At 72.7% G+C, this 23685-nt stretch carries 22 protein-coding genes; 10 read left to right on the top strand and 12 right to left on the bottom strand.

Annotated elements, in window-relative coordinates:
- Positions 1–143 precede the first annotated feature (143 nt).
- From AF335_RS25315 to AF335_RS25325, 3 genes are all read left to right on the top strand, one after another.
- The gene (locus AF335_RS25315) at positions 144–2522 is read left to right on the top strand and encodes a ribonucleoside-diphosphate reductase subunit alpha (protein WP_102920718.1); all 2379 of its coding nucleotides are present in this window, start codon (positions 144–146) and stop codon (positions 2520–2522) included.
- Entirely contained in the window at positions 2513–3535 is a 1023-nt protein-coding gene (locus AF335_RS25320) for a ribonucleotide-diphosphate reductase subunit beta (RefSeq protein WP_102920719.1), read from the top strand. Before AF335_RS25315 ends, AF335_RS25320 begins: the two co-directional genes overlap by 10 nt.
- A 205-nt stretch (positions 3536–3740) precedes the next feature.
- Positions 3741–4169, top strand: a complete 429-nt coding sequence (locus AF335_RS25325; protein ID WP_102920720.1) for a YciI family protein — start codon at positions 3741–3743, stop codon at positions 4167–4169.
- A 79-nt stretch (positions 4170–4248) separates the two neighbouring features.
- On the opposite strand, the gene def is transcribed toward AF335_RS25325, so the two are convergent.
- From def to AF335_RS25365, 8 genes are all read right to left on the bottom strand, one after another.
- Positions 4249–4878, bottom strand: a complete 630-nt coding sequence (gene def, locus AF335_RS25330; RefSeq protein WP_102920721.1) for a peptide deformylase — start codon at positions 4876–4878, stop codon at positions 4249–4251.
- 70 nt (positions 4879–4948) lie between these two features.
- Positions 4949–5935 carry a tetratricopeptide repeat protein gene (locus AF335_RS25335; protein WP_087926344.1) on the bottom strand — a complete coding sequence of 329 codons (987 nt, stop codon included), beginning with the start codon at positions 5933–5935 and terminating at the stop codon, positions 4949–4951.
- A 276-nt stretch (positions 5936–6211) separates the two neighbouring features.
- Positions 6212–7432: an HD-GYP domain-containing protein gene (locus AF335_RS25340; RefSeq protein ID WP_102920912.1), complete on the bottom strand. Its 1221-nt coding sequence runs from the start codon at positions 7430–7432 to the stop codon at positions 6212–6214.
- An 82-nt stretch (positions 7433–7514) separates the two neighbouring features.
- Positions 7515–8855: an HD-GYP domain-containing protein gene (locus AF335_RS25345; RefSeq protein ID WP_102920722.1), complete on the bottom strand. Its 1341-nt coding sequence runs from the start codon at positions 8853–8855 to the stop codon at positions 7515–7517.
- 211 nt (positions 8856–9066) lie between these two features.
- Positions 9067–9399, bottom strand: coding sequence for a mycothiol system anti-sigma-R factor (rsrA, locus tag AF335_RS25350; protein WP_102920723.1), 333 nt, complete (start codon positions 9397–9399; stop codon positions 9067–9069).
- A complete protein-coding gene (locus AF335_RS25355; RefSeq protein WP_376697765.1) occupies positions 9396–10076 on the bottom strand; it encodes a sigma-70 family RNA polymerase sigma factor in 681 nt (226 codons plus the stop codon). Before AF335_RS25355 ends, rsrA begins: the two co-directional genes overlap by 4 nt.
- A gap of 323 nt (positions 10077–10399) precedes the next feature.
- Positions 10400–11026: an alpha/beta hydrolase family protein gene (locus tag AF335_RS25360; protein ID WP_376697766.1), complete on the bottom strand. Its 627-nt coding sequence runs from the start codon at positions 11024–11026 to the stop codon at positions 10400–10402.
- Positions 11027–11108: 82 nt separating this feature from the next.
- Positions 11109–11927 carry an SOS response-associated peptidase gene (locus AF335_RS25365; RefSeq protein ID WP_102920913.1) on the bottom strand — a complete coding sequence of 273 codons (819 nt, stop codon included), beginning with the start codon at positions 11925–11927 and terminating at the stop codon, positions 11109–11111.
- Positions 11928–11968: 41 nt separating this feature from the next.
- Between AF335_RS25365 and AF335_RS25370 the strand changes: the two genes are divergently transcribed.
- The 4 genes from AF335_RS25370 to AF335_RS25385 all read left to right on the top strand — a co-directional run bounded on the left by AF335_RS25370 (position 11969) and on the right by AF335_RS25385 (position 15501).
- Positions 11969–12682 carry a M50 family metallopeptidase gene (locus AF335_RS25370; RefSeq protein ID WP_102920726.1) on the top strand — a complete coding sequence of 238 codons (714 nt, stop codon included), beginning with the start codon at positions 11969–11971 and terminating at the stop codon, positions 12680–12682.
- 27 nt (positions 12683–12709) lie between these two features.
- On the top strand, positions 12710–14071 hold the full coding sequence (gene aroA / locus AF335_RS25375; protein ID WP_102920727.1) for a 3-phosphoshikimate 1-carboxyvinyltransferase: 1362 nt from the start codon (positions 12710–12712) through the stop codon (positions 14069–14071).
- Between the two features lie 16 nt (positions 14072–14087).
- A complete protein-coding gene (rsgA, locus tag AF335_RS25380) occupies positions 14088–15092 on the top strand; it encodes a ribosome small subunit-dependent GTPase A (RefSeq protein WP_102920728.1) in 1005 nt (334 codons plus the stop codon).
- 85 nt (positions 15093–15177) lie between these two features.
- Positions 15178–15501: a DMT family transporter gene (locus AF335_RS25385; RefSeq protein ID WP_102920729.1), complete on the top strand. Its 324-nt coding sequence runs from the start codon at positions 15178–15180 to the stop codon at positions 15499–15501.
- Here AF335_RS25385 and AF335_RS25390 read toward each other — a convergent pair.
- From AF335_RS25390 to AF335_RS25400, 3 genes are read right to left on the bottom strand one after another with little or no spacing between them, the layout of a single operon-like run.
- Positions 15467–17557 (bottom strand): dipeptide ABC transporter ATP-binding protein, encoded by a 2091-nt coding sequence (locus AF335_RS25390; RefSeq protein WP_102920730.1) that lies wholly within the window; start codon positions 17555–17557, stop codon positions 15467–15469. The two genes, AF335_RS25385 and AF335_RS25390, sit on opposite strands and share 35 nt — an antisense overlap.
- Entirely contained in the window at positions 17554–18525 is a 972-nt protein-coding gene (locus AF335_RS25395) for an ABC transporter permease (protein WP_102920731.1), read from the bottom strand. Before AF335_RS25395 ends, AF335_RS25390 begins: the two co-directional genes overlap by 4 nt.
- Positions 18526–18550: 25 nt before the next feature.
- Positions 18551–19534 carry an ABC transporter permease gene (locus AF335_RS25400; RefSeq protein ID WP_102920732.1) on the bottom strand — a complete coding sequence of 328 codons (984 nt, stop codon included), beginning with the start codon at positions 19532–19534 and terminating at the stop codon, positions 18551–18553.
- A 169-nt stretch (positions 19535–19703) separates the two neighbouring features.
- Here AF335_RS25400 and AF335_RS25405 point away from each other — a divergent pair, with 169 nt between their 5' ends.
- On the top strand, positions 19704–21401 hold the full coding sequence (locus AF335_RS25405; protein ID WP_102920733.1) for an ABC transporter family substrate-binding protein: 1698 nt from the start codon (positions 19704–19706) through the stop codon (positions 21399–21401).
- Here the strand turns inward: AF335_RS25405 and AF335_RS25410 are convergent.
- On the bottom strand, positions 21394–22089 hold the full coding sequence (locus AF335_RS25410) for a TetR/AcrR family transcriptional regulator (protein WP_102920734.1): 696 nt from the start codon (positions 22087–22089) through the stop codon (positions 21394–21396). The two genes, AF335_RS25405 and AF335_RS25410, sit on opposite strands and share 8 nt — an antisense overlap.
- A 125-nt stretch (positions 22090–22214) precedes the next feature.
- On the opposite strand from AF335_RS25410, the gene hisN reads away from it, so the two are divergent.
- Together hisN and AF335_RS25420 are read left to right on the top strand one after the other, a co-directional pair.
- Positions 22215–23009: a histidinol-phosphatase gene (gene hisN, locus AF335_RS25415; RefSeq protein WP_102920735.1), complete on the top strand. Its 795-nt coding sequence runs from the start codon at positions 22215–22217 to the stop codon at positions 23007–23009.
- Positions 23010–23184: 175 nt separating this feature from the next.
- The gene (locus AF335_RS25420; protein ID WP_102920736.1) at positions 23185–23586 is read left to right on the top strand and encodes a CBS domain-containing protein; all 402 of its coding nucleotides are present in this window, start codon (positions 23185–23187) and stop codon (positions 23584–23586) included.
- Positions 23587–23685: the final 99 nt, after the last annotated feature.

Here is a 23685-nt window from a genome sequence, read left to right on the forward strand (position 1 = left end):
GTCACCGGGCGTTTTGCATTCGTCCGGGCCTCGCGGGTTGGGTCGATGGACGCTACGAACATGCCCTGGTGCTGTCAGGCATGCCCGTACGCGCCCGTCGCGCGCCACCCGCCCGGCCCCCTGCCGAGCGAGGGAGAGCCTCAGTGACCATCGCGCCCGCCGATCCGGTCTCAGCGTCCGTGGAAGCGACCGGCGGCCCCGGGACCGCGCTGCTGCGCACCCTGACCGACCTCACCGCCGATCTGCCCGCCACCGACCCCGGAAAGGTCGCCGCCGCCGCGCTGCGCGGCCGCCACCCGGGTTCGGACGAGGCCGAGCTGCGGTCCCTGGCCACCGAGGCCGCGGCCGGCCTGATCTCCGAGGAGCCCCAGTACTCCCGGCTCGCCGCCCGGCTGCTCACCCGCGCGATCGCCGACGAGGCCGCCGGGCAGGGCGCGACGTCCTTCTCCGCCTCCGTCGAGGTGGGCCACCGCGAGGGCCTGATCGCCGACGAGACGGCCGCCTTCGTGCGCGCCCACGCCGCGCGCCTGGACGCCCTCGTCGAGCGGGCGCTGGCCGACGGCGCCGACGACCGCTTCGGCTACTTCGGCCTGCGCACCCTGCACAGCCGCTACCTGCTGCGCCACCCGATCACCCGGCAGGTCGTCGAGACCCCGCAGCACTTCCTGCTGCGCGTGGCCTGCGGCCTGGCCGAGGACCACTCGGAGCGCGCCCTGGACGACGTGGCCGAGCTGTACGGGCTGACGAGCACGCTCTCGTACCTCCCCTCCTCCCCCACGCTCTTCAACTCCGGCACCCGCCACCCGCAGATGTCCTCCTGCTACCTGCTGGACTCGCCGCTGGACGAGCTGGACTCGATCTACGACCGCTACCACCAGGTGGCGCGGCTGTCGAAGCACGCCGGCGGCATCGGCCTGTCGTACTCGCGCATCCGCTCCCGCGGCTCGCTGATCCGCGGCACCAACGGCCACTCCAACGGCATCGTGCCGTTCCTGCGCACGCTCGACGCCTCCGTCGCCGCCGTCAACCAGGGCGGCCGGCGCAAGGGCGCGGCCTGTGTCTACCTGGAGACCTGGCACGCGGACATCGAGGAGTTCCTGGAGCTCCGCGACAACACCGGTGAGGAGGCCCGCCGCACGCACAACCTCAACACCGCGCACTGGATCCCGGACGAGTTCATGCGCCGCGTCGAGGCCGACGCCGACTGGTCGCTGTTCTCCCCCGCCGACACGCCCGAGCTGGTCGACCTGTGGGGCGACGAGTTCGACGCCGCGTACCGCAAGGCCGAGGCCGACGGCAAGGCCGTCAAGACCATCCCGGCGCGCGTGCTGTACTCCCGGATGATGCGCACCCTCGCGCAGACCGGCAACGGCTGGATGACCTTCAAGGACGCGTCCAACCGCACCGCGAACCAGACGGCCGAGCCCGGCAAGGTCGTCCACTCCTCGAACCTCTGCACGGAGATCCTCGAGGTCACCGACGACGGCGAGACGGCCGTCTGCAACCTCGGCTCGGTCAACCTCGCCGCCCACCTGGGCACCGACGGCGAGATGGACTGGGAGAAGCTCGACCGTACGGTCCGTACGGCCGTGATGTTCCTCGACCGCGTCGTGGACATCAACTTCTACCCGACCGAGCAGGCCGGCAACTCCAACAGCCGCTGGCGCCCGGTGGGCCTGGGCCTCATGGGCCTCCAGGACGTCTTCTTCCGGCTGCGGATGCCCTTCGACTCGCCCCGGGCGAAGGAGCTGTCCACCCGGATCTCCGAGCGCATCATGCTCGCGGCGTACGAGGCGTCCGCCGACCTCGCCGAGCGGCACGGCCCGCACCCGGCCTGGGCCGCCACCCGCACCGCGCGCGGCGTGCTGCACCCGGACCACTACCCGAACGCCGAGCAGCGCTGGGCCGACCGCTGGGACGCCCTGCGCGCCCGGATCGCCCAGGTCGGCATGCGCAACTCGCTGCTGCTGGCCATCGCGCCGACGGCCACCATCGCCTCCATCGCGGGTGTGTACGAGTGCATCGAGCCGCAGGTCTCCAACCTCTTCAAGCGCGAGACCCTCAGCGGTGAGTTCCTCCAGGTCAACACCTACCTGGTGGAGGACCTGAAGGAGCTCGGCGTCTGGGACCGCACCACGCGGGACGCGATGACCGACGCCAACGGCTCGATCCAGGACATGAACTGGATCCCGCAGGAGGTGCGCGACCTCTACCGCACCGCCTGGGAGATCCCGCAGCGCGCCCTGATCGACATGGCCGCGGCCCGTACGCCGTACCTGGACCAGAGCCAGTCGCTCAACCTCTTCATGGCCTCGCCCACCATCGGCAAGCTCAGCTCGATGTACGCGTACGCCTGGAAGCAGGGCATCAAGACGACGTACTACCTGCGCTCGCGCCCGGCGACGCGGATCGCCCGCTCGGCCTCCGCCGCCGCCACCATCCCCGTACAGCAGGCCGTCCCGGACGCCGACGCCGTCGCCTGCTCCCTTGAGAACCCCGAGTCCTGCGAGGCATGCCAGTAATGTCGTCCGAACAGAAGAACCTGCTCGACCCCGGGTTCGAGCTGACGCTGCGCCCCATGCGGTACCCGGACTTCTACGACCGCTACCGCGACGCGATCAAGAACACCTGGACCGTCGAGGAGGTCGACCTCCACTCGGACGTCGCCGACCTGGCCAAGCTGTCCCCGGGTGAGCAGCACATGATCGGCCGCCTCGTCGCGTTCTTCGCGACCGGCGACTCGATCGTGGCGAACAACCTCGTGCTGACGCTGTACAAGCACATCAACTCCCCCGAGGCGCGGCTGTACCTGTCGCGGCAGCTGTTCGAGGAGGCCGTGCACGTCCAGTTCTATCTGACGCTGCTCGACACCTACCTCCCCGACCCGGACGACCGCGCCGCCGCGTTCGACGCGGTCGAGAACATCCCCTCGATCCGCGAGAAGGCGCAGTTCTGCTTCAAGTGGATCAACGAGGTCGAGAAGCTTGAGCGCCTGGAGACGAAGGCCGACCGCCGTCGCTTCCTGCTCAACCTGATCTGCTTCGCGGCCTGCATCGAGGGCCTGTTCTTCTACGGCGCCTTCGCCTACGTGTACTGGTTCCGCAGCCGCGGCCTGCTGCACGGCCTGGCGACCGGCACCAACTGGGTGTTCCGCGACGAGACCATGCACATGAACTTCGCGTTCGAGGTCGTGGACACCGTCCGCCAGGAGGAGCCCGAGCTCTTCGACGACGAGCTCCAGCAGCAGGTCACCGACATGCTGAAGGAGGCCGTCGAGGCCGAGCTCCAGTTCGGCCGTGACCTGTGCGGCGAGGGCCTGCCGGGCATGAACACCGAGTCCATGCGCGAGTACCTCCAGTGCGTCGCCGACCAGCGCCTCCAGCGTCTGGGCTTCGCGCCGGTCTATGGCTCGGAGAACCCTTTCTCCTTTATGGAGCTCCAGAACGTCCAGGAGCTGACCAACTTCTTCGAGCGCCGCGCGTCCGCGTACCAGGTGGCGGTCGAGGGTTCGGTGGGCTTCGACGAGGAGTTCTGAGCCGGCCCGCGGCCGACTCGCGAGACCGAGGCCCGTCCCCTTCCGGGGACGGGCCTCGGCCCGTTCCCGCCGCGACCGGTCCGGCCTCCCCGGCGCCCCGGGAGGTCATTCACCCGCTCTGCCCATCGGGCGGCGTCCCGTTCGACGCATAGATGAAGGGTGAGGGTCCGCCACGGGCCCGTGCGGAACGAACGGGAGGTGTGTCATGTCGCGGTTCATGATGCTCGTGAAGGCGAGCGAGGACTCCGAGGCCGGTGTGATGCCGACCAAGGAGGAGATCGCCGAGATGGGGCGGTTCAACGAGCGGATGGCGGCCGCCGGGGTGATGCTGGCGGCCGAGGGGCTGCGGGAGTCCGCGGCGGGGGCCAGGGTGACCTTCTCGGGCGGCACGCCGGTGGTCACCGAGGGGCCGTTCGCCGGGGCGCGGCAGCTGATCGCCGGCTTCTGGGTGATCCGGGCCGCGGACCTGGACGAGGCCCTGGAGTGGGCCCGGCAGGTGCCCTTCCAGGACGGGGAGGTCGAGGTCCGCCGGATCTTCGAGCTGGAGGACTTCCCCGCCGACGTCCTCCCGCCGGAGGAGGCCGCCCGTGAGGAGGCCCTGCGCGAGGAGCTCCGGAAACGGGCGGAGGGCTGACCCGCCCGCATGCGCGTGAGCGCGCGCTCGTACGGGGAGCGCGCGCTCGTACGGGCCCTCGCCGGGCGGGCGGGGCCGGTCAGTCGTTGGCGACGACGGGGTAGCGGGGCGTGCCCTCGGCCATCTGCTTCAGGGCGTCCTTGCGGTCGCGCTTGGAGAGGCGGTCGATGTAGAGCCGGCCGTAGAGGTGGTCGGTCTCGTGCTGGAGGCAGCGGGCGAAATAGCCGGTGCCCTCGACGCGGATCGGGTTGCCCTCGATGTCCTGGCCGCGCACGACGGCGTAGTCCGGGCGGGCCAGGGAGGCGTAGGCGGTCGGGACCGACAGGCAGCCCTCATTGGAGTCGTCCAGCAGGCGGTACTCGGCCGGCAGCTCCTCCAGGACGGGGTTGCAGACCGTGCCGACGTGGCGCACGCCCTCGTCGTCCATGCAGTCGTAGACGAAGACCTTCAGGTCGACACCGATCTGGTTGGCCGCGAGGCCCACGCCCTCGGCCGTGCGCTGGCTGGCGAACATGTCGTCGACGAGCCGGCCGAGCTCGTCGTCGAAGGAGGTGACGTCCTTGCACTCCCGGTGCAGGACCGGGTTGCCCACGACGGTGATCGGGCGGGACGTGCCGCGCTCGCGGTGCGCGAGCTCGCGCTCCTCGCAGTCCTCGGTGTCCACGGTGAACTCGTCGTTCACCGGCTGGTCGGTCTCGTGCTGCGCCATGTCCGCCGTTATGCCTCTCTCAAAACCCAAAAGGATGCCTATACAGGGTAAGGGGGACCGCCGCGGACCGTCAGCAGACCTCTTCGAGATCGCGCCACTCGCGGGTGTCGGGGCTGTCCGCGACCCAGCCGTCCAGCAGGCCGCGGACCAGCCCGGCGGGCGCCGCGATGCCGCACTCGCGCTCGGGCACCCAGAGCGAGCCGGAGCCGGCCGTGCGGTGGCCCAGCGGGCCGGGGTGGCCGGGCTCGCTGTGGTCGTGCGGGTCGAGGTGCTCGCCGTCGCCCTCGTCGCTGGGCATCCGGCTCTCGGAGCAGGTGCGGCACAGCAGCCGCACGGACGAGGACCAGTCCTCGGCGGCGAAGCCGGCGTCGGCCGCGAGCCGCTCCAGGGCGTCCCGGTCGGCCTCGGTCGCCGCCTCCAGCAGGACGACCCAGGTGGGGACGGGTGACGGAGCCCACAGCTCGATCTCGTCGAAGACCGGGTAGGACGGGCCGGCGGCCGTGACCCGCTCGCCGTGCGGGACGCCGTCGTGCAGCACGACCTCGCCCCAGCGGCGCCCGGAGGACGGCAGCGGGATGGAGAGCACCTCCATCCGCGCCGGGTCGAGCCGGCGGCCCCAGACGACCTCGGCCTCGCCCTCCGGGGAGAGCCTGACGGCCGCACTGCCCAGCTCCATGCCCACCGGCTCGCCGGCCGGGCCGCCCTCGCCGGGCACCCGCAGCCCGTACGCCTGCCAGGCGCGGCGGGCCAGCGGCCAGTCCTGGAGGGCGGTGGCGGCGATGCCGACGTTCCACCAGTCCGGGGCGCCGGCCTCGCGGTCCAGCAGGGCCACGGCGCGCAGCCCGGCGGCGCGGGCCTGCTCCCAGTCGTGCCGGAATTTGTGCAGCAGAGCGAGGTTGAACCACGACTCCGACAGCCATGGCTCCATGTCGGCCGCCCTGGTCAGCAGCGCGCCCGCGTCCTCGTACCGGCCGTCGCCGATCAAGGTGAAAGCGCGGTCGGTGGCCTGCCGCCACGAGGCGGAAGGCCGATGCCGTACCTTGCCGAAGATCCTCACGATTCCCGCCTGCCGGTTTCTGCGTGCGACCACGCCGGATGTCCCAGGTGACGGCCGCCGTCCTCCCTGACGGACAACCTGCCACATCTCACTCGCTCCGGGAAGCTGCGCCTACCGTTCCTCCTTGCCGACGGTCGCGCGCCCGACACCCCCCGAAGACCGCGTTCTGCGTTCTGCATGCCGTTTTCTTCGTGCTCTTCGCATCCAACCATGCCCCTTTGGACGCCCGCTCATTACCCGTGGGTTCAGCCCCCTACTCCGGTTTTGCCCGGACTCTTACGGGCGGGCCCGCGGGCCCGCGCCGCAAGGGTCCGGGCCACGGGCCAGGACCCGGCCGAGGGCCTCGACAACCTGCGGATCGTGCTCGTGGGCGGTGGCCAGGCGCAGCCGCTCCAGGGCGAGCAGCGGGCCGATCGCCCGGTCGCCGGTCAGGTCGTCGAAGGCGTTTACGGTGCGGACGATACGGGCGGCGAGCGGCTGCTCACGGTACGGATCGGCCTGCCGCTCGACGACCACCGCGACCTCGGCGGGAACCCCGGTCTGGCGGACCACGGCGCCGCCCAGCAGGGCGATCCGGCGGCGCTCCGCCGGTGGCAGCGGCTCGGTGGCCCCGGCGGGCACGGGGTCGACGAGGGAGAGCTGACCGATGTCGTGCATGAGGGCCGCGTACTCCAGAACGGTGAGGTCGGGCGCGCGCAGGCCCAGCTCACGGCCGGTGGCCCGGCTCAGGGCGGCGACCCGGCGGGCGTGGCCGGCCGGGGTGTAGCCCGCGATCTCGGTGGAGCGGGCCAGGGAGGCGATCGTCTGGTGGCAGGTGGCGCGCACGGCCGTCCAGCGGCGGAAGGACAGCTGGGTGAGCAGCAGCGGCAGGCAGAAGACGGGCAGCGCCCAGAGGCCGGCGACGGCCACGGCGAGGGCCATCACGGCGCCGGTGGCGCAGACGGCGCTGCCGATGCCGGGCAGCGCGTGCAGTTCGTCGCGGAGGGCCGGGCCGTAGGGGCCGCCGGTGCGGGCGCGGCCGAGGGCGGCGGCGAGGACGGCGTCGCAGAGGGCGGTCAGGGCCAGCAGGAGCAGCAGGAACGGCGCGTAGTACGGGCCGTGGCCGGGCCACCGGTCGAGGGCGCCGGAGTGGTGCAGGGGCTGGAAGCAGGTGGCGGCGAAGCCGGTGGTCAGCAGGCGGCGGGCGAGGTGGTCGCGGGCGGGCGGGCGGCCGAGGGCGCCGGTGAGGGTGGCGGCGAGGACGACGGCGACGACCTGGGCGGTGCCGTGCGCGGCGGGGCCGCCGGCCACCTCGCCGAGCAGGGCGTAGGCGAGGCCGCCGGCGGCCCCCACGGGCGCCGTGTCCCGGACCTCGACGGTGCTGGGGTGGCGGCGCCGGGCCGCCTCGCCGAGGGCGATCAGCGCCCCGAAGGCGAGGGCGACGCGGGGCTGGGCGAGGCCGTGCCACGCGGTCCAGCCGAGCCCGGCCAGGGCGACGGCCGCGGCGGCGGCGTGCAGCCCGCGGCGGTGCGGACGCCGGGCGGGAGCTCCGCGGCCCGGGGCGCGCCGTCGGTCACGACCGCCGGGTGCGGGGCGGTGGTCATCCGTCACCGCCGTGGCGGGTCGCCCCGGTGATCGGGTCCCGGGTAGAAGGGACGTTTCCGCTGGGCAGATTTATGCATTCCGTGAGCGTCGTGCCCGCCCCGTTCCCGGCGGTGACCGTGGGGTGCCAGCCGTTCCGGCCGAGCGCCTCCGAGAGCGCCTCGACCATGCGGGGGTCGAACTGGGTACCGGCGCAGCGGTCGAGCTCGGCGAGGGCGGCCGGGACCGGGCGGGCACGGCTGTAGCTGCGGGTGGAGGTCATGGCGTCGAACGCGTCGGCCACGGCCACGATCCTGGCGAACAACGGGATCTGACAACCCCTCAGGCCATAGGGATAGCCGCTGCCGTCCAGCCGTTCGTGGTGGTGCAGGATCGCCGCGCGGGCCTCGTCCAGGAAGCCGATGCCGCGCACCATCTCGTGCCCGTACTCGGGATGGAGCTGGATCACGCGCCGCTCCTCCGGGGTGAGCGGGCCCACCTTGCGCAACAGCCGGGTGGGGACGCCGAGTTTGCCGATGTCGTGCAGGATGCCCGCGAAGCGCAGCGCCTCCAGCCGCTCGCCCGCCATGCCGAGCTCACGGGCGATCAGCACGGAGGCGCGGCCCACCCGCTCGCTGTGGCCGCGGGTGTAGCGGTCCTTGAGGTCGACGGCCTGCACCAGGGCGCGGATGGTGGCCTGGTGGGCGGCGCGCTCGCGTTCGTAGCGGTCCAGGAACCAGGAGGAGACGGAGATCGGCAGCAGGACGAGGAGCGCGGCGGGCGGCCCGTAGGCGCTGCGCCAGAGGACGGCCGTCATCAGCCCCGTCGGCCCGAAGACCAGCACCGGCAGCAGCGGGCCGGGCAGCAGGCCGCGCCAGGCGGTGCCCGGGGCCCGGCGCTCGGCGGTGACGCGGATCGCGCCGTCGAGGGCGGCGGAGACGAGGGAGAAGGCGAGCGCGGCGGCGAGCGCGGGCGGCAGCGCGGCGGGGAAGCCGCCGGGGCGGCCGGGCGCGGCGAGGCCGAAGACGTACGAGGCGGCGCAGGCGGCGAGGGAGAGCTGGGCGGCGTGCCACAGCCGGCGCACCCCCGCGGGGCGCTGCTCGACCCGGCCGGCGAGGGCGCCGGGCACGGCGACGAGCCCCGCGGCGGCGGGCGGCAGCAGGAAGGCCCCGGCGAGCAGCACGGGGGGCGTCAGGGTGCGGTGGGGCAGCCGCTCACAGGCCGCGCAGACGAGGGCGAGCAGGGTGACCGGGGCCCAGGGGACGCCCGCCGAGGGCGGCGCCGCGGGGGCCACACAGAGGGCGGCGGCCAGGACGGCGCACGCGATACAGGCGCGCGCCGACGCCGGAAGTGCCCTCATCGCGCGACCTCCCCGTCCCGTCGGATGCCGACAAGCTTGCCGTCAGGATGGGGAGAATAGGCTCAGGACAGGCCCTGGAACGACGCATTCGGGTATTACCCCGCCCGAGGCGTGCGGATGCACACCTTCGGGTGATGTTCCGCGGGGCGGGCGTTTGGCCGGGGCCGTACGGGCGCCGGGACCGGCCGGAACCCGGCCCCCGGCCCCGGGATCAGTCCTGGACGACCGACGGACCGGCCGCCTCCGCCGCCCGCGCCTCGGCCACCACGTCCTGCTCGGGCACCGACTGGCCGGACCGGATCAGCTCGATCCGGCCCATCACCTTGGAGCGGAGGTCGGCGGGGACGTCGTCATGGCCGCAGCAGCGCTTGACGAGCTTCTTCACCGCCTGTTCCAGTCCGTACTTCTCCAGGCACGGGGAGCACTCGTCGATGTGCACCTCGAACTTGGCGCAGTCGCCGTCGGGCATCTCGTGGTCGAGGAACTCGTAAAGATGATCGAGGACTTCAGAGCAGTCCGTGTCGTGCGGCTCTCCGCAGCTCATGAGTCCGAGCCTTTCCGATTGTGCGACCCGTCGGAACCATGCGGCACGGGTGCCGTACCGGCCGGGACCAGCCCGCGCTCGCGGGCGTAGTCCTCCAGCATGCCGCGCAGCTGGCGGCGGCCACGGTGCAGCCGGGACATGACCGTGCCGATGGGGGTACCCATGATGTCCGCGATCTCCTTGTAGGCAAAGCCCTCCACATCCGCGAGGTAGACCGCTATGCGGAATTCCTCGGGGATGGCCTGAAGGGCCTCCTTGACATCGGAGTCGGGCAGGTGGTCCAGAGCCTGGGACTCGGCGGAGCGCAGACCGGTCGACATATGCGACTCGGCGCGCGCCAGCTGCCAGTCCTCGATCTCCTCCGACGCGCTGCGCAGCGGCTCGCGCTGCTTCTTGCGGTAGGAGTTGATGAAGGTGTTGGTCAGGATGCGGTACAGCCACGCCTTGAGGTTGGTGCCGTCGCGGAACTGGTGGAAGGACGCGTACGCCTTGGCGTAGGTCTCCTGCACCAGGTCCTCGGCGTCGGCGGGATTGCGCGTCATGCGCAGGGCGGCCGAGTACATCTGGTCGAGGAAGGTGAGCGCGTCCCGCTCGAAACGGGCGTTGCGCTCGGCGGCGCTCTCGGCACCGACGGCGCTGTCCTTGGTCCCCTCGTCGGTCCCGGTGACCGGACCCACCTCCTCCAACACCCTGGCGGAACCGGAAACGGATCCGCTCGAATCGGAGAATAGACGACGATCCCGCCCGTCCGCCGCTCCAGCAGGGGCGGGCTGCGCCACATGCAGCGACGACCACCCCAGGTCAGCCGTCTGCGGGCGGGACAGGCATGCGATCGAACCCATGCGGCGAGCTCCCATTCCTCTGTCGTGCCGTAGCGCTCCGGCGTCACGCCGGTATCCAGCGGGTCTGTCGTGACGATGTACACAACAGTCAAGGGGCACGGCGCATTCCCGGGTTCGCGCATCCGGCCGAACGGGTGCCGGGGGAAATATCGGAGGGGTTACTTCCGGAGTTCGTCGAGCCAGTCGACGACTGCCCGCGTGATCACTTCGAGCGCCTCCTTCTGGCCGGTGGCGGCCTTCTTGGGCACCGCGAAGCCGTGGTCCGCGTCGGGTACGGGCACGAGCGCGGTGTCCGGCGGGAACTCCCCGGGCCGGCCGAAGGGGTCCTTGGCGCCCTGGACGACGAGCGTGGGCAGACCGGTGCCGGTCAGCTCGTCCGCCCGCGACTTCTCCGGCTTGCCCGGCGGGTGCAGCGGGAAGCTCAGCGCCAGGACGCCGGCGGCGCCGAGCCCGGCCGAGGTGCGGCAGGCGACCCTGGCCCCGGCGCTGCGGCCGCCCGCGATCACGGGCAGACCGGGCGCGGCCAGCGCGGGCCACAGCGCGGTCCAGGCGGTGTCCAGCGTCTTCGGCGCGGGGGCGACCTTGCGGCCGGCGACGCGCCAGGGCTGTTCGACGAGGGCGACGGTGACGTGGTGGGCGGGCAGCGCGGCGGCGAGTGCCTGGAGGTCCCGGGCCTCGACGCCGCCGCCGGCGCCGTGGCCGAGGGCGAGGAGCTGGCGGGGGCGGGGGGCTCTGTGCCAGTGGATACGGGCGTCACCGGCGGGGGTGGGAACGATGTCGATCACGGCGGACAGTTTTCCCCACCCCGCCCCTTCCCGAATGTCCTCAATCGCCGGACGGGCTGATTTCAGCCCGTCCGGCGATCAGTCAGAACAGCGTCGCCTCCTCCGGTGCCTCCAGTTCCACCAGCAGCTCCGGTCCGTTCTTACGGACATCGCTGACCGCCGTAGCGACCGGGTACGCCCGTACCGACCGGGCAGGCGGCGCCGTCATAAGAGACCGCACGGCCTCCCCCGGCGTCGACGGATCCAGCCACTCCCCCCACCGGTCCGCCTGCAGCACCAGCGGCATCCTCGGGTGGATCTCCGCCAGGGACCGCGGCGCCCCTTCCAGGCCGCCGCCGGAGGCGAACGGCTCCCGCTCCGCCTCCGTGGTGATCACCGAGCACGTCACCCACCACGCCCGGGGGTCGTCGCCCGGCAGCGTGGGGTCGCGCCAGAACTCGTACAGGCCCGCCATCGCCATGACCGAGCCGTCCGCAGGAGTGACGAAGTAGGGCTGCTTACGGGCGCGCTTGCGCCGGCCCTGTTCCTCCAGTTCGCGCTCCGCCGCGCCGGTGACCCACTCGTAGTAGCCGTCGGCGGGTATGAGGCAGCGGCGCGCCTCGAAGGCGCTCCGGAAGGACGGCTTCTCGTGCACCGTCTCCGCCCGTGCGTTGATCATCTTCGCCGCACCCTCCGGCGATTTCGCCCAGGAGGGAACCAATCCCCATCTCAGTGAGCGCAGCTGGCGAACCGGACCGCGGTCCCTGGCGTCTTTCAGAGGACGCTCGAGCACGACGTGGACACTCTTCGTGGGCGCCACGTTCCAGTCGGGCGCGAGCGTCTCCGCCGGTTCCCACTTCTCGACCCCGAAGAGCCCCACGAGATCCTCGGGGCTCCGGCTCGCCGCATATCGACCACACATGATCGCCACCCTGCCACGGACCCACCAGGAGCCGCGCACAAATGGACAGCACCCACTCCACCGACCTCTGGGACCGCGTGTTCGCGACGCAGCCCGACCCCGCCCTGTGGCTGGTGGTCGTCACAGGGGTCGTGGCCCTGGCGGCGGTGGTCCCGCGCGGCGTCTGGCTGATCACCCGTAACGCCATCACCATCGCCCACGAGGGCGGCCACGGTCTGACGGCCCTGCTGAGCGGGCGCCGGCTGGACGGCATCCGGCTGCACTCCGACACCTCGGGGCTGACCGTCTCCCGGGGCAGGCCGACCGGCCTCGGGATGATCCTCACCGCCGCGGCCGGCTATCCCGCCGCCTCGCTGCTCGGCCTCGCCGGCGCCGGGCTGCTCGCGGCCGGCCACATCACGGCGCTGCTGTGGGGTGCGACGGCGCTGCTCGCCGCCCTGCTGGTGATGGTCCGCAACGCCTTCGGACTGCTCACGGTGGTGGTCACCGGTGCCGCGTTCGTGCTGGTCTCCTGGCTGACGGGTCCGGCCGTGCAGGCGCTGTTCGCCTACGGGGTCGTCTGGTTCATGCTGCTGGGCGGGGTCCGGCCGGCCTTCGAGCTCCAGCGCAGGCGGCGCCTCGGCGGGGCGGCGGACTCCGACGCCGACCAGCTCGCCCGGCTCACCCATCTGCCCGCCGTGGTCTGGCTGGGCTTCTTCCACGTCGTCTCGCTGTGCGCGCTGATCGGGGGCGGGCGCTGGCTGCTCGGTCTATGACCCGGTACGAGCCACTAAGGTGAAGGCATGACCGAGAGCAGCACGCACACCGATCTCTGGCCCGCCCCCCTCGCCACAGGGGCGGTCGACGCGACCGTCACCGTGCCCGGTTCGAAATCGGTCACCAACCGCGCCCTCGTCCTGGCCGCGCTCGCCGCCGAGCCGGGCTGGGTGCGCCGGCCGCTGCGCTCCCGCGACACCCTGCTGATGGCCGAGGCGCTGCGCGCCATGGGCGTCGGCATCGAGGAGACGGTGTCCTCCAGCAGCGCCGCGGACGCCGGCGAGGGCGGGGCGTGGCGGGTCATCCCGGCCCGGCTGCGCGGCCCCGCCACGGTCGACGTCGGCAACGCCGGCACGGTCATGCGCTTCCTGCCGCCCGTCGCCGCCCTGGCCGACGGCCCCGTCCGCTTCGACGGCGACCCGCGCAGCTACGAGCGCCCGCTGCACGGCGTGATCGACGCGCTGCGCGCCCTCGGCGCCCGGATCGACGACAACGAGCGCGGCGCGCTGCCGCTGACCGTGCACGGCGCCGGGGCGCTGGACGGCGGCCCGGTGGAGATCGACGCCTCCTCGTCCTCCCAGTTCGTCAGCGCGCTGCTGCTCTCCGGCCCGCGCTTCAACCAGGGCGTCGAGGTCCGGCACGTCGGTGCCGTGCTGCCGTCGATGCCGCACATCCGGATGACCGTGGACATGCTGCGGATGGCCGGGGCGCAGGTCGACACCCCGGAGTCCGGCGGCGAGCCGAACGTCTGGCGGGTCTCCCCCAGCGCCCTGCTCGGCCGGGACATCGTCGTGGAGCCCGACCTGTCCAACGCCGCGCCGTTCCTGGCGGCGGCCCTGGTCACCGGCGGCCGGGTCACCATCCCGGACTGGCCCGAGCACACCACGCAGCCCGGTGACGCGCTGCGCGACATCTTCACCGCCATGGGCGGCAGCTGTGAGCTGTCCGAGGCGGGCCTGACCTTCACCGGCACCGGCCGGATCACCGGCATCGACGCCGATCTGCACGAGGTCGGCGAGCTCACCCCGGTGATCGCGGCGGTCGCCGCGCTCGCCGACTCCGAGTCCGTCCTGCGCGGCATCGCCCATCTGCGGCTGCACGAGACGGACCGGCTGGCCGCGCTGGCCAAGGAGATCAACGAGCTGGGCGGCGACGTCGTCGAGACCGAGGACGGGCTGCGCATCCGCCCGCGCGCCCTGCACGGCGGGGTCTTCCACACCTACGAGGACCACCGGCTGGCCACCGCCGCCGCGGTCATCGGCCTGGCTGTCGACGGCGTCCGGGTGGAGAACGTCGCCACCACCGCCAAGACCCTGCCCGACTTCCCGGCGCTGTGGACCGGGATGCTGGGGCCCGTCGCGGGGGCGACGACGGCGTCGAGAGTCTGAGAGAACGAAGAGCACCATGCGCCGCTACGGCAAGAACCCCGACGAGGACGACGTCCGCGTCCGCCCCAACCGCAAGGGCAACCGCCCCCGCACCAACATCCGCCCCAAGCACGAGGACGCCGCCGAGGGCTTCGTCCTCACCGTGGACCGGGGCCGGCTGCACGTCCTCGTCGAGGACCGCACCATCGTCGCGATGAAGGCGCGCGAGCTGGGCCGCAAGGGCGCCGTCGTCGGTGACCGGGTCGCCGTCGTGGGCGATCTGAGCGGCGCGAAGGACACCCTGGCGCGGATCGTCCGGGTCGAGGGGCGCTCCTCCGTGCTGCGCCGTACGGCCGACGACGACGACCCGTACGAGCGGGTCGTCGTCGCCAACGCCGACCAGCTGGCGATCGTCACCGCGCTGGCCGACCCCGAGCCGCGCCCCCGGCTGATCGACCGCTGTCTGGTCGCGGCCTACGACGCCGGCCTGGAGCCGCTGCTCGTGCTGACCAAGTCCGACCTGGCCTCGCCGGACAAGCTCCTGGAGTCCTACGGGACGCTCGGGGTGCGCCATGTGGTGACCAGCCGCGAGGAGCTGGCGGACGGCGGGGCCGCCGAGCGGGTCCGCGCGGAGCTGACGGGCCGGGTCACCGCCTTCGTCGGCCACTCCGGCGTCGGCAAGACCACCCTCGTCAACGCCCTGGTCGAGCGGCAGCGGGCCACCGGGCACGTCAACGCCGTCACCGGCCGGGGCCGGCACACCACGACCTCGGCGCTGGCCCTGCCGCTGCCGGACGGCTCGGGCTGGGTCATCGACACCCCGGGCGTGCGCTCCTTCGGCCTGCACCACATCGACCCCTCGCGCGTCATCCACGCCTTCCCCGACCTGGAGCCGGGCACCGAGGGCTGCCCGCGCGCGTGCAGCCACGACGAGCAGGACTGCGCGCTGGACCAGTGGGTGGCGGACGGCCACGCCGATCCGCAGCGGCTCTACTCCCTGCGGCGGCTGCTCGCGACCCGGGAGCGGCGCGAAGGCGACTGATCGCCTACGTTTGCGGGTGACCGTCAGCGGCAAGGGCAACAGCACCGGGACGGACGGCGGTCACCGAGCAACGGGAGGCAATCTGATGGCGTGGCTGCTGGTCGTGGTCGCCGGTCTGCTGGAAACCGGCTTCGCCGTCTGTCTCAAGCTCTCGCACGGCTTCACCCGGCTCTGGCCGACCATCGCCTTCGCCTGCTTCGCGCTGGGCAGCTTCGGTCTGCTGACGCTCTCCCTGAAGAAGCTGGACGTCGGCCCGGCCTACGCGGTGTGGACGGGCATCGGCGCGGCCGGCACCGCCGTCTACGGCATGATCTTCCTCGGTGACCTGGTGTCCACCCTCAAGCTGGTCTCGATCGGCCTGGTGGTCCTGGGCGTCATGGGGTTGCAGCTGTCGGGGTCGGCGCACTGACCCGCTCGGCGAAGTGACAGGCCGCCGTCCGGTCCGGCCCGAAGGCCCGCTGTTCCGGCCGCTCCTCCGCGCAGCGCGCCCGCTCGGCCGCGGCCAGCCCCGCGTACACCGGGCACCGGCCCCGGAAGCGGCAGCCCGGCTCCCGTAGCACCGGGCTCGGCGGGTCCCCGGCGAGGAGGATCCGCTCCCGGTTCCGCTCCCGCGCCGGGTCGGGCACGGGCACGGCCGAGAGCAGGGCCCGGGTGTAGGGGTGGCGGGGGCGGGCGAAGACCTCCTCGACCGGGCCGGTCTCCACGGTCCGGCCGAGGTACATCACGCTGACGCGGTCGGCGATGTGCCGTACGACGGCGAGGTCGTGGGAGACGAAGAGGTAGGCGAGCCCCAGCTCGTCCTTGAGCCGCCGCAGCAGGTTGAGCACACCGGCCTGCACCGACACGTCGAGCGCGGACACCGGCTCGTCCAGGACCAGCAGCTCCGGCCGCACGGCGAGGGCCCGGGCGATCCCGACGCGCTGCCGCTGGCCGCCGGAGAACTCGTGCGGGAAGCGGCCGGCGTGGGCGGCCTCCAGACCGACCAGGCGCAGCAGTTCCGGGGTCCGCCGGGCCGCGGCCGCGCGGCTCGCGCCCTGTGCGCGCAGCGGTTCGGCGACGATGTCGCCGATGGGCATCCGGGGGTCGAGGCTGGCCATGGGGTCCTGGAAGACGATCTGCACCGAGCCGCGCAGGGCATGTGCTTGACGTTTCGTCAGCTCACTGGTGGAGCGGCCGAGGAGGTCGACCGTCCCGGCCTCGGGGGCGGCCAGCCGGAGGATCTCCATGAGCGTGGTCGACTTGCCGGAGCCGGACTCCCCGACGAGGCCGAGGGTCTCGCCGCGCCGGATGTCGAGGTCCACGCCGTCGACGGCGTACACGCTGCCGACGCGGCGGCGGAAGACGCCGCCCTTGCGGACCGGGAAGGTACGGGCCAGCCCCCGCACCCGGAGCACGGAGGGCAGCTCCTCGCGGGGCACGGCCTCCCGCGCGGGGGTGTGGTCGGGTACGGGGAACAGGGTGGCCGGGTCGGCGGCGGGCGGTCTGAGGCAGGCCGCGAGATGGTCCCCGGTACCGGTGAGGGCGGGTTCGGCGACGGCGCAGCCGTCGTCGGCGAGGGGGCAGCGGGGGGCGAAGGCACAGCCCGGGGGCAGCAGCCGGAGCTCGGGCGGCGCGCCGGGGATGGGGGTGAGCGGGCGGTCCGCGGTGTCGGGGCGGGGCACGGCGCCGAGCAGCCCGACGGTGTAGGGCATCCGGGGCGCGGCGAACAGCTCGGTGGCGGGGGCGCTCTCGACGACCCGGCCCGCGTACATCACGGCGACCCGGTCGGCCATGCCGGCGATCACCCCGAGGTCGTGGCTGACGAGCAGCAGGGCGGCGCCGGTCTCCCGCTGCGCGGTGCGCAGCACGTCGAGGACCTGGGCCTGCACGGTGACGTCGAGGGCGGTGGTGGGTTCGTCGGCGAGGAGCACGTCGGGGGCGTTGGCGATCGCCATGGCGATCACGGCGCGCTGGCGCATGCCGCCGGAGAACTCATGGGGGTAGGCGTCGGCGCGGCGGCCGGGCTCGGGGATGCCGACGAGGTCGAGGAGCTCCACGGCGCGGCGCCGGGCGTGGGCCCGGGAGACGTCCTGGTGGACGCGGACGGCCTCGGCGATCTGGTCGCCGACGCGGTGCACGGGGGTGAGCGCGGAGAGCGGGTCCTGGAAGACCATGGCGATCCCGCGGCCGCGGATCCTGGCCAGGGCGCGTTCGTCCGCGCCGAGCAGTTCCTCGCCAGCGGCCCGTACGGAGCCCTGGACACGGGCGGTGCGGGGCAGCAGGCCCATGGCGGCGAGGGCGACGGTGGACTTGCCGGAGCCCGACTCGCCGACCAGGCCGAGGACCTCGCCGCGGCGCAGCGCGAGGTCGACGCCCCGGACGGCGGGCACCGGCCCGTCGGGGCCGTCGAAGTCGACCCGCAGGTCGCGGATGTCGAGGACCGGCGGGGCGGTGGTGCGGGGGGCGTCGGTGACCGGGGCGCTCATGCGCGCTTTCCCTTCCGGCGCGCACGGCGCCTTTTCCTGCCCGGGGCCCGGCCCGAGGTGGGGTCCAGGGCGTCCCGGAGGCCGTCGCCGAGGAAGTTCACGGCGAGGACGAAGAGCACGAGCAGCCCGGCGGCGAAGAAGAACATCCAGGGGTAGGTGAGGGCGGCGTCGGAGCCGTCGGCGATGAGCGTGCCGAGGGAGACGTCGGGCGGCCGCACGCCGAATCCGAAGTACGACAGGCTGGTCTCGCTCATCACACCGGCGCCGACGGCGATGGTGGCGTCGACGATGAGGAAGGAGGAGACGTTCGGCAGGATGTGCCGGAAGACGATGCGCAGCGGGTGTACGCCCATGAGTTCGGCGGCGCGGACGAAGTCGCGTTCCTTCAGGGAGCGGGCCATCGAGCGGACCACCCGGGCGGTGATCATCCACCCGAAGACGGCGAGCAGGCCGACGAGGGCGAGCCAGCCGGTGTCGCGCAGCCGGGGCGAGACGATGGCGATGATCAGGAAGGTGGGGAAGACGAGCAGCAGGTCGATGAAGAAGGTGAGGACGCGGTCGGTCCAGCCGCCGAAGTAGCCCGCGCAGGCGCCGACGACGGAGGCGAGGACGGTGGCGAACAGCGCCACGAGCAGCCCGATGAGCAGGGATTTCCGCAGCCCGTGCAGGACTTGGGCAAAGACGTCCTGGCCGATGCGGGTGGTGCCCCACCAGTGGTCGGCGGAAGGGGCCTCGCGCAGGGCGGTGTAGTCGATGTCCGTGTGGTTCCACGGTGTCAGGTACGGGCCGGCGGCGGCGAGCAGGAACAGCAGGAGCAGGACGGTGGCGCCGACGACGGCGTTGGCGTTCCCGGCGAAGCGCCGCAGGGCGACGCGGGCGCGGCCGGGCGGCGCGGCCCGCTCCGGTGCGTCGTCCGGTTCCGGGGTGTGCTCCGGTCCGGCGGCGGGCGGGGTGGCGGTGGTGGTCATGGTGGGGGCCTCACTCGGTCAAGGCTCAGCTGGTGCGGACGCGGGGGTCGAGCGCGGCGTGGAGGACGTCGGCCAGGAAGCCCGAGAGCAGCACCATCACGGCGGCGAACACATTGACCGCGACGACGGAGTTCACGTCGCTCTTGCCGATGGAGTCGATGAACCAGGAGCCCATGCCGTGCCAGCCGAAGATCTTCTCGGTGAACGCGGCGCCGGTGAACAGCGCCAGGAACCCGTAGGCGAAGAAGGTCGACATGGGCACGAGCGCGGTCCGCAGCCCATGGGTGAGGACGGCCCTGCGGTGGGTGAGCCCCTTGGCCCGGGCGGTGCGCAGGAAGTCGGAGCCGAGCACGTCGAGCATGGTGCCGCGCTGGTATCGGCTGTACGCGGCGGCGGTGCCCAGGGCGATGGACAGGGTGGGCAGCAGCAGGTGGACGGCGCGGTCGCCGAGCAAGGTGCCCGCGGAGCCGGTGAGTCCGGGGGTCTTCTCGCCGGTGAAGGAGATGATCTCGGTGCCCGCGCTCTGGTTGACCTTCATCGCGCCGACCTTGAGGAGCACGGCGAGGAGGAAGGTGGGCGTGGAGAGGAGCAGGAACGCGAAGAAGGTGACCGCCCGATCGGAAAAACGATACTGCCGGAGCGCTCCCCAGGCTCCGGCGAGGATGCCGGCGGCCGTGCCGAGCACCGTGCCCGCCAGCAGCAGCCGCAGGCTGACGCCGATCCGGCGGCCGAACTCCTCGCCCACGCTGCCGCTGTCGATGGTGCGGCCGAGGTCGCCGCGCACGGCGTGCGAGAACCAGGCGCCGAAGCGGTCGAGCACCGGCGTGTGGTCGTTGATGCCGAGCGCGGTCAGCTGCGCCTCCACCGAGTCGGCGGGCGGCGGGGGTTGACGCCCCTCGAAGTAGCCGCGCGGGGACAGCGCGAGCGACGAGAGCACGTAGGACACGAAGACGGCCACGGCGAGGAGCACGACGTAGTACCCGAGCCGTTTGGTCAGATAGGCGAGCACGGGGAGTGACGCTATCCGCTGGATAAAGCGGAGTGGTTTCTTCATATGTCATACGCGTTTCAGGCGTGCTAAATGCTTCGAACGCCTACCCAAGTGACCTGTTGTGACTGGTGTGTCGTGCATACGGTGACCGGGCCCGTGCGTCCGTCAGCCGAGAGGAACCCCGCCCATGAACAGCGCCGTCAGAGCCGCTGCCGTCGTCGCCGCGACCGTCTCCGCGGCACTGGTGCTCACCGCCTGCGGCGGCGGAGGGAGCGACGCGTCCGACGACGCGCCGGGCAAGGCCGCGCCGGCGGCCGGCACGCAGGACCTCAACCCGCACCCGGCCGGGGACCTCAAGCAGGGCGGTGTGTACAAGGTCTCGATCCAGCAGTGGATCAACCAGTACAACCCCAACCAGACGGACGGCACCCAGGGCGACGCGTCCGCCATCACCGAGCTGGTCGAGCCGGACCTCTTCACCCTCGACGCCAAGGGCGTCCCGCACTCCAACCCGGACTTCCTCGCCTCCGCGAAGGTCGTCTCGAACGACCCGCAGGTGGTGTCGTACGAGCTGAACCCGAAGGCCAGGTGGTCGGACGGGAAGCCGCTGGGCGCCGCCGACTTCGAGGCCCAGTGGAAGGCGCTCAGCGGCAAGGACAAGGGCTACCAGGTCGCCACCACCAGCGGCTACGACCAGATAGCCAAGGTCGAGCAGGGCAAGGACGAGCACGAGGTACGGGTCACCTTCGCCACCCCGTTCGCCGACTGGCAGATGCTCTTCGACCCGCTGCTCCCGGCCTCCCTCAACGCCACGCCCGAGAGCTTCAACAAGAGCTGGGCCGGGACCGTGCCCGTGACGTCGAACGCCTGGAAGGTCGGGCAGTACGACAAGACCGCCAAGACCATCACCCTGGTGCCGGACCCCGCCTGGTGGGGCGAGAAGCCCAAGCTGGACAAGTACATCTTCTGGGCCATGGACAGCACCGCCCGGACCGACGCGTACCTCAACAAGGAGATCCACGAGGCCCCCGCGGTCACCCCCGAGGCGTACAAGCGGCTCAAGGAGGACAAGGACACCGACTTCCGGATCGGCGCCCGCTGGGACCAGGTGACGCTCAGCATGAACGGCGGGCGGGGCCCGCTCCAGGACGTGAGGGTCCGCCAGGCGGTGACCCTCGGCGTGGACCGCGAGGCGCTGGTGAAGGTGGCCGGAAAGGACCTCCCCTTCCAGCCCAAGGTGGTGAACAACCACTTCTTCATGCCCAACCAGGAGGGCTACCGGGACAACGCGGGCGCCTTCGGCAAGCGCGACGTCGCCCGGGCGAAGAAGCTGCTGGAGGAGGCGGGCTGGCGGGACGGGGGCGCCGGCAAGCCGCGCACCAAGGACGGCAAGCCGCTGACCCTGGAGTACGTGATGCCCGCCGACGCCACCGGGCTCGCCGAGGACCAGGCCAAGCTCACCCAGCAGATGCTCGGCGAGACCGGGATCAAGGTCGAGCTGCGCAAGGTGCCGGGCGACGACTACTTCGACCAGTACGTCCACCGGAGCAACTACGACCTCACGCAGTTCCGCCAGGTCGACCGGATCTACCGCTCCAGCTCCTACCAGGACTACCGGCAGCCGGAGGGCGACCGCTCCTTCGGCAACTACGGCCGGGTCTCCTCGCCCGAGGTCGACAAGCTGATGGTGGAGGCGTCCCGGACCACCGACCCGCAGAAGCAGATCGCGCTCTACAACGAGGCGGACGCGAAGCTCTGGGAGCTCGGCCACTCGGTGCCGCTCTACCAGCGCCCGCAGATCCTGGCCCTCCGCAAGGGCCTCGCCAACACCGGTGCGCCGGGGCTCGGCAGCGAGACCAGCGTCCGCATCGGCTGGCTCAGGTGAACCCGGCGCCCCGGCCGTCGCCCACAAGAGCGCGGACCAGACGGGCGACATCCGCGGCGGCCCCGTCGTCCGGTCCGGCCGGCGCGACGATGTAGGACAGCGTCAGCCGGACGGCCATCTCACAGGCCCACGGCACCGCGCCCACCGGCCGGCCGGCGCCCCCGGAGGGTCCCGCCGCGCGGTCCCCGGCGGCCTCCGCGGCGCCCTCCGTATCCGCCTCCCCGGCGGTGACCGCCTCGATCACGCGGTCCCGGACGCCGTCCGCCAGGGCGCCCGGCGTCGGGGTGGCGCGGGCGGCGGCGGAGCCGGGGACGACCCGGCGCGCCGGGTCGGCGGGGGCCGCCGCGGCGGGGAGCCGGTCGCCCCTGGAGCCGGTCAGCGCGGCCCGCACGAGGGGGTTGACACGGGCCGTACGCAGGATCCACACGGCACCGGCGGCACAGCGGTCCGCCGCGTCCGCGCCGGGACCGGCCCCGGCGAGGGCCTTCACGACCCCGGCGAGGAAGGTCTCCGTCTCGCGCCGCACCAGGGCGCGGGCCAGCCCGTCCTTGCTGCCGAACTCGTTGTAGAGCGTCTGCCGGGAGACCCCGGCGGCGGCCGCGACGTCGACCATCCGGACCCCGCTCCAGGGCCGGCTGCCGAGCGCCGCGAAGGCCGCGTCCAGCAAGTGTTCTCGTGCCGCGGGCATCGTCGCCTCCCCGGCCGTGCGGCCGCACGGCGGTCGTGCGCACAGAATTGACGTACCGCCATACGGTGTCAAGAGTCCTGGCGGGCCGCGGCCGACCGACGGGCACCCACGGGTACTGTTCAGCCATGTCCGACTACCACGATGATCTGCGCCTGGCCCATGTCCTGGCGGACGCCGCCGACGCGGCGACCATGGACCGGTTCAAGGCTCTCGACCTCAAGGTCGAGACCAAACCGGACATGACCCCGGTGAGCGAGGCGGACAAGGCCGCCGAGGAGCTGATCCGCGGCCATCTGCAGCGGGCCCGCCCGCGCGACGCCGTCCTGGGCGAGGAGTTCGGCAGCGACGGCACCGGGCCGCGCCGCTGGGTCATCGACCCGATCGACGGCACGAAGAACTACGTCCGCGGGGTGCCGGTCTGGGCCACGCTGATCTCGCTGATGGTGCAGGGCGAGGGCGGCTACCAGCCGGTCGTCGGGGTGGTCTCGGCACCGGCCCTGGGCCGCCGCTGGTGGGCCGCCAAGGACTCGGGCGCCTACACCGGGCGCAGCCTGACGTCGGCCACCCGGCTCCAGGTCTCGCGGGTCGGCCGGATCTCGGACGCGTCGTTCGCCTACTCCTCGCTGAGCGGCTGGGAGGAGCGCGGGATGCTGCCGGGCTTCCTGGACCTGACCCGCGACTGCTGGCGGACGCGCGGCTACGGCGACTTCTGGCCGTACATGATGGTCGCCGAGGGGTCGGTGGACATCTGCGCCGAGCCGGAGCTGTCCCTGTGGGACATGGCGGCCAACGTGGTCATCGTCGAGGAGGCGGGCGGCCGCTTCACCGGCCTGGACGGGGTGCCGGGCCCGCACAGCGGCAACGCCGCCGCCTCGAACGGCCTGCTCCACGACGAGCTGCTGGGCTACCTCCAGTCGTAGGAACGGTGTGCGCCCCGCGCCGGGGCGACTCCACCGGAGCGCGCGGAAGGGACATTCCGGCTCCGCGCGCCCCTTGTTGTCCCCTCGGTGTCATGTGACGATGGGAGCTCCCACGCTTGTGAACTTGTGAATTCCTTCTCGGAGTTCACGGTCCGCCAAGGAGGTGGCTCCGGCCATGCTCGTCCGCGACGCCATGAGCACAGTGGTCCTCACCATCGGCCCCGCACACACCCTCCGGCAGGCAGCGCGACTGATGTCCGCGCGCAGGATAGGGGCGGCGGTCGTCCTGGATCCCGACACCTGCGGGCTCGGCATCCTCACCGAGCGCGACATCCTCAACTCCGTCGGCGCCGGCCAGGACCCCGACCGGGAGACGGCCCACGCCCACACCACCACCGACGTGGTCTTCGCGGCCCCCGAGTGGACCCTCGACGAGGCCGCGAACGCCATGTCGCGCGGCGGCTTCCGGCACCTCATCGTCCTCGACGACCAGGGGCCGGTGGGCGTGGTGTCGGTGCGCGACATCATCCGCTGCTGGGCGCCCCTGCGCGCACGGGAGGGCGCCCTGTCGGCCTGACGCGGCCATGGATCCCCGGACGGGGGTGCACGCGGGCAGCCGGAGAGGCCGGAGCCCCTTGGCGTCCGGCCTCTCCGTTCTTACGGCAAGCGGCTGAGG

Source organism: Streptomyces eurocidicus (genome assembly GCF_002891295.1).
Lineage (GTDB): Bacteria > Actinomycetota > Actinomycetes > Streptomycetales > Streptomycetaceae > Streptomyces > Streptomyces eurocidicus.

What these genes read in the sequence shown, in the direction of transcription:
- AF335_RS25405 (WP_102920733.1), top strand. Translation starts at nt 19,704, where the DNA reads ATGAACAGCGCCGTCAGAGCCGCTGCCGTCGTCGCCGCGACCGTCTCC.
- hisN (WP_102920735.1), top strand. Translation starts at nt 22,215, where the DNA reads ATGTCCGACTACCACGATGATCTGCGCCTGGCCCATGTCCTGGCGGAC.
- AF335_RS25325 (WP_102920720.1), top strand. Translation starts at nt 3,741, where the DNA reads ATGTCGCGGTTCATGATGCTCGTGAAGGCGAGCGAGGACTCCGAGGCC.
- rsgA (WP_102920728.1), top strand. Translation starts at nt 14,088, where the DNA reads ATGCGCCGCTACGGCAAGAACCCCGACGAGGACGACGTCCGCGTCCGC.
- AF335_RS25395 (WP_102920731.1), bottom strand. Translation starts at nt 18,525, where the DNA reads ATGACCACCACCGCCACCCCGCCCGCCGCCGGACCGGAGCACACCCCG.
- AF335_RS25370 (WP_102920726.1), top strand. Translation starts at nt 11,969, where the DNA reads ATGGACAGCACCCACTCCACCGACCTCTGGGACCGCGTGTTCGCGACG.
- aroA (WP_102920727.1), top strand. Translation starts at nt 12,710, where the DNA reads ATGACCGAGAGCAGCACGCACACCGATCTCTGGCCCGCCCCCCTCGCC.
- AF335_RS25410 (WP_102920734.1), bottom strand. Translation starts at nt 22,089, where the DNA reads ATGCCCGCGGCACGAGAACACTTGCTGGACGCGGCCTTCGCGGCGCTC.
- rsrA (WP_102920723.1), bottom strand. Translation starts at nt 9,399, where the DNA reads ATGAGCTGCGGAGAGCCGCACGACACGGACTGCTCTGAAGTCCTCGAT.
- AF335_RS25390 (WP_102920730.1), bottom strand. Translation starts at nt 17,557, where the DNA reads ATGAGCGCCCCGGTCACCGACGCCCCCCGCACCACCGCCCCGCCGGTC.
- AF335_RS25385 (WP_102920729.1), top strand. Translation starts at nt 15,178, where the DNA reads ATGGCGTGGCTGCTGGTCGTGGTCGCCGGTCTGCTGGAAACCGGCTTC.
- AF335_RS25345 (WP_102920722.1), bottom strand. Translation starts at nt 8,855, where the DNA reads ATGAGGGCACTTCCGGCGTCGGCGCGCGCCTGTATCGCGTGCGCCGTC.
- def (WP_102920721.1), bottom strand. Translation starts at nt 4,878, where the DNA reads ATGGCGCAGCACGAGACCGACCAGCCGGTGAACGACGAGTTCACCGTG.
- AF335_RS25420 (WP_102920736.1), top strand. Translation starts at nt 23,185, where the DNA reads ATGCTCGTCCGCGACGCCATGAGCACAGTGGTCCTCACCATCGGCCCC.
- AF335_RS25320 (WP_102920719.1), top strand. Translation starts at nt 2,513, where the DNA reads ATGCCAGTAATGTCGTCCGAACAGAAGAACCTGCTCGACCCCGGGTTC.
- AF335_RS25365 (WP_102920913.1), bottom strand. Translation starts at nt 11,927, where the DNA reads ATGTGTGGTCGATATGCGGCGAGCCGGAGCCCCGAGGATCTCGTGGGG.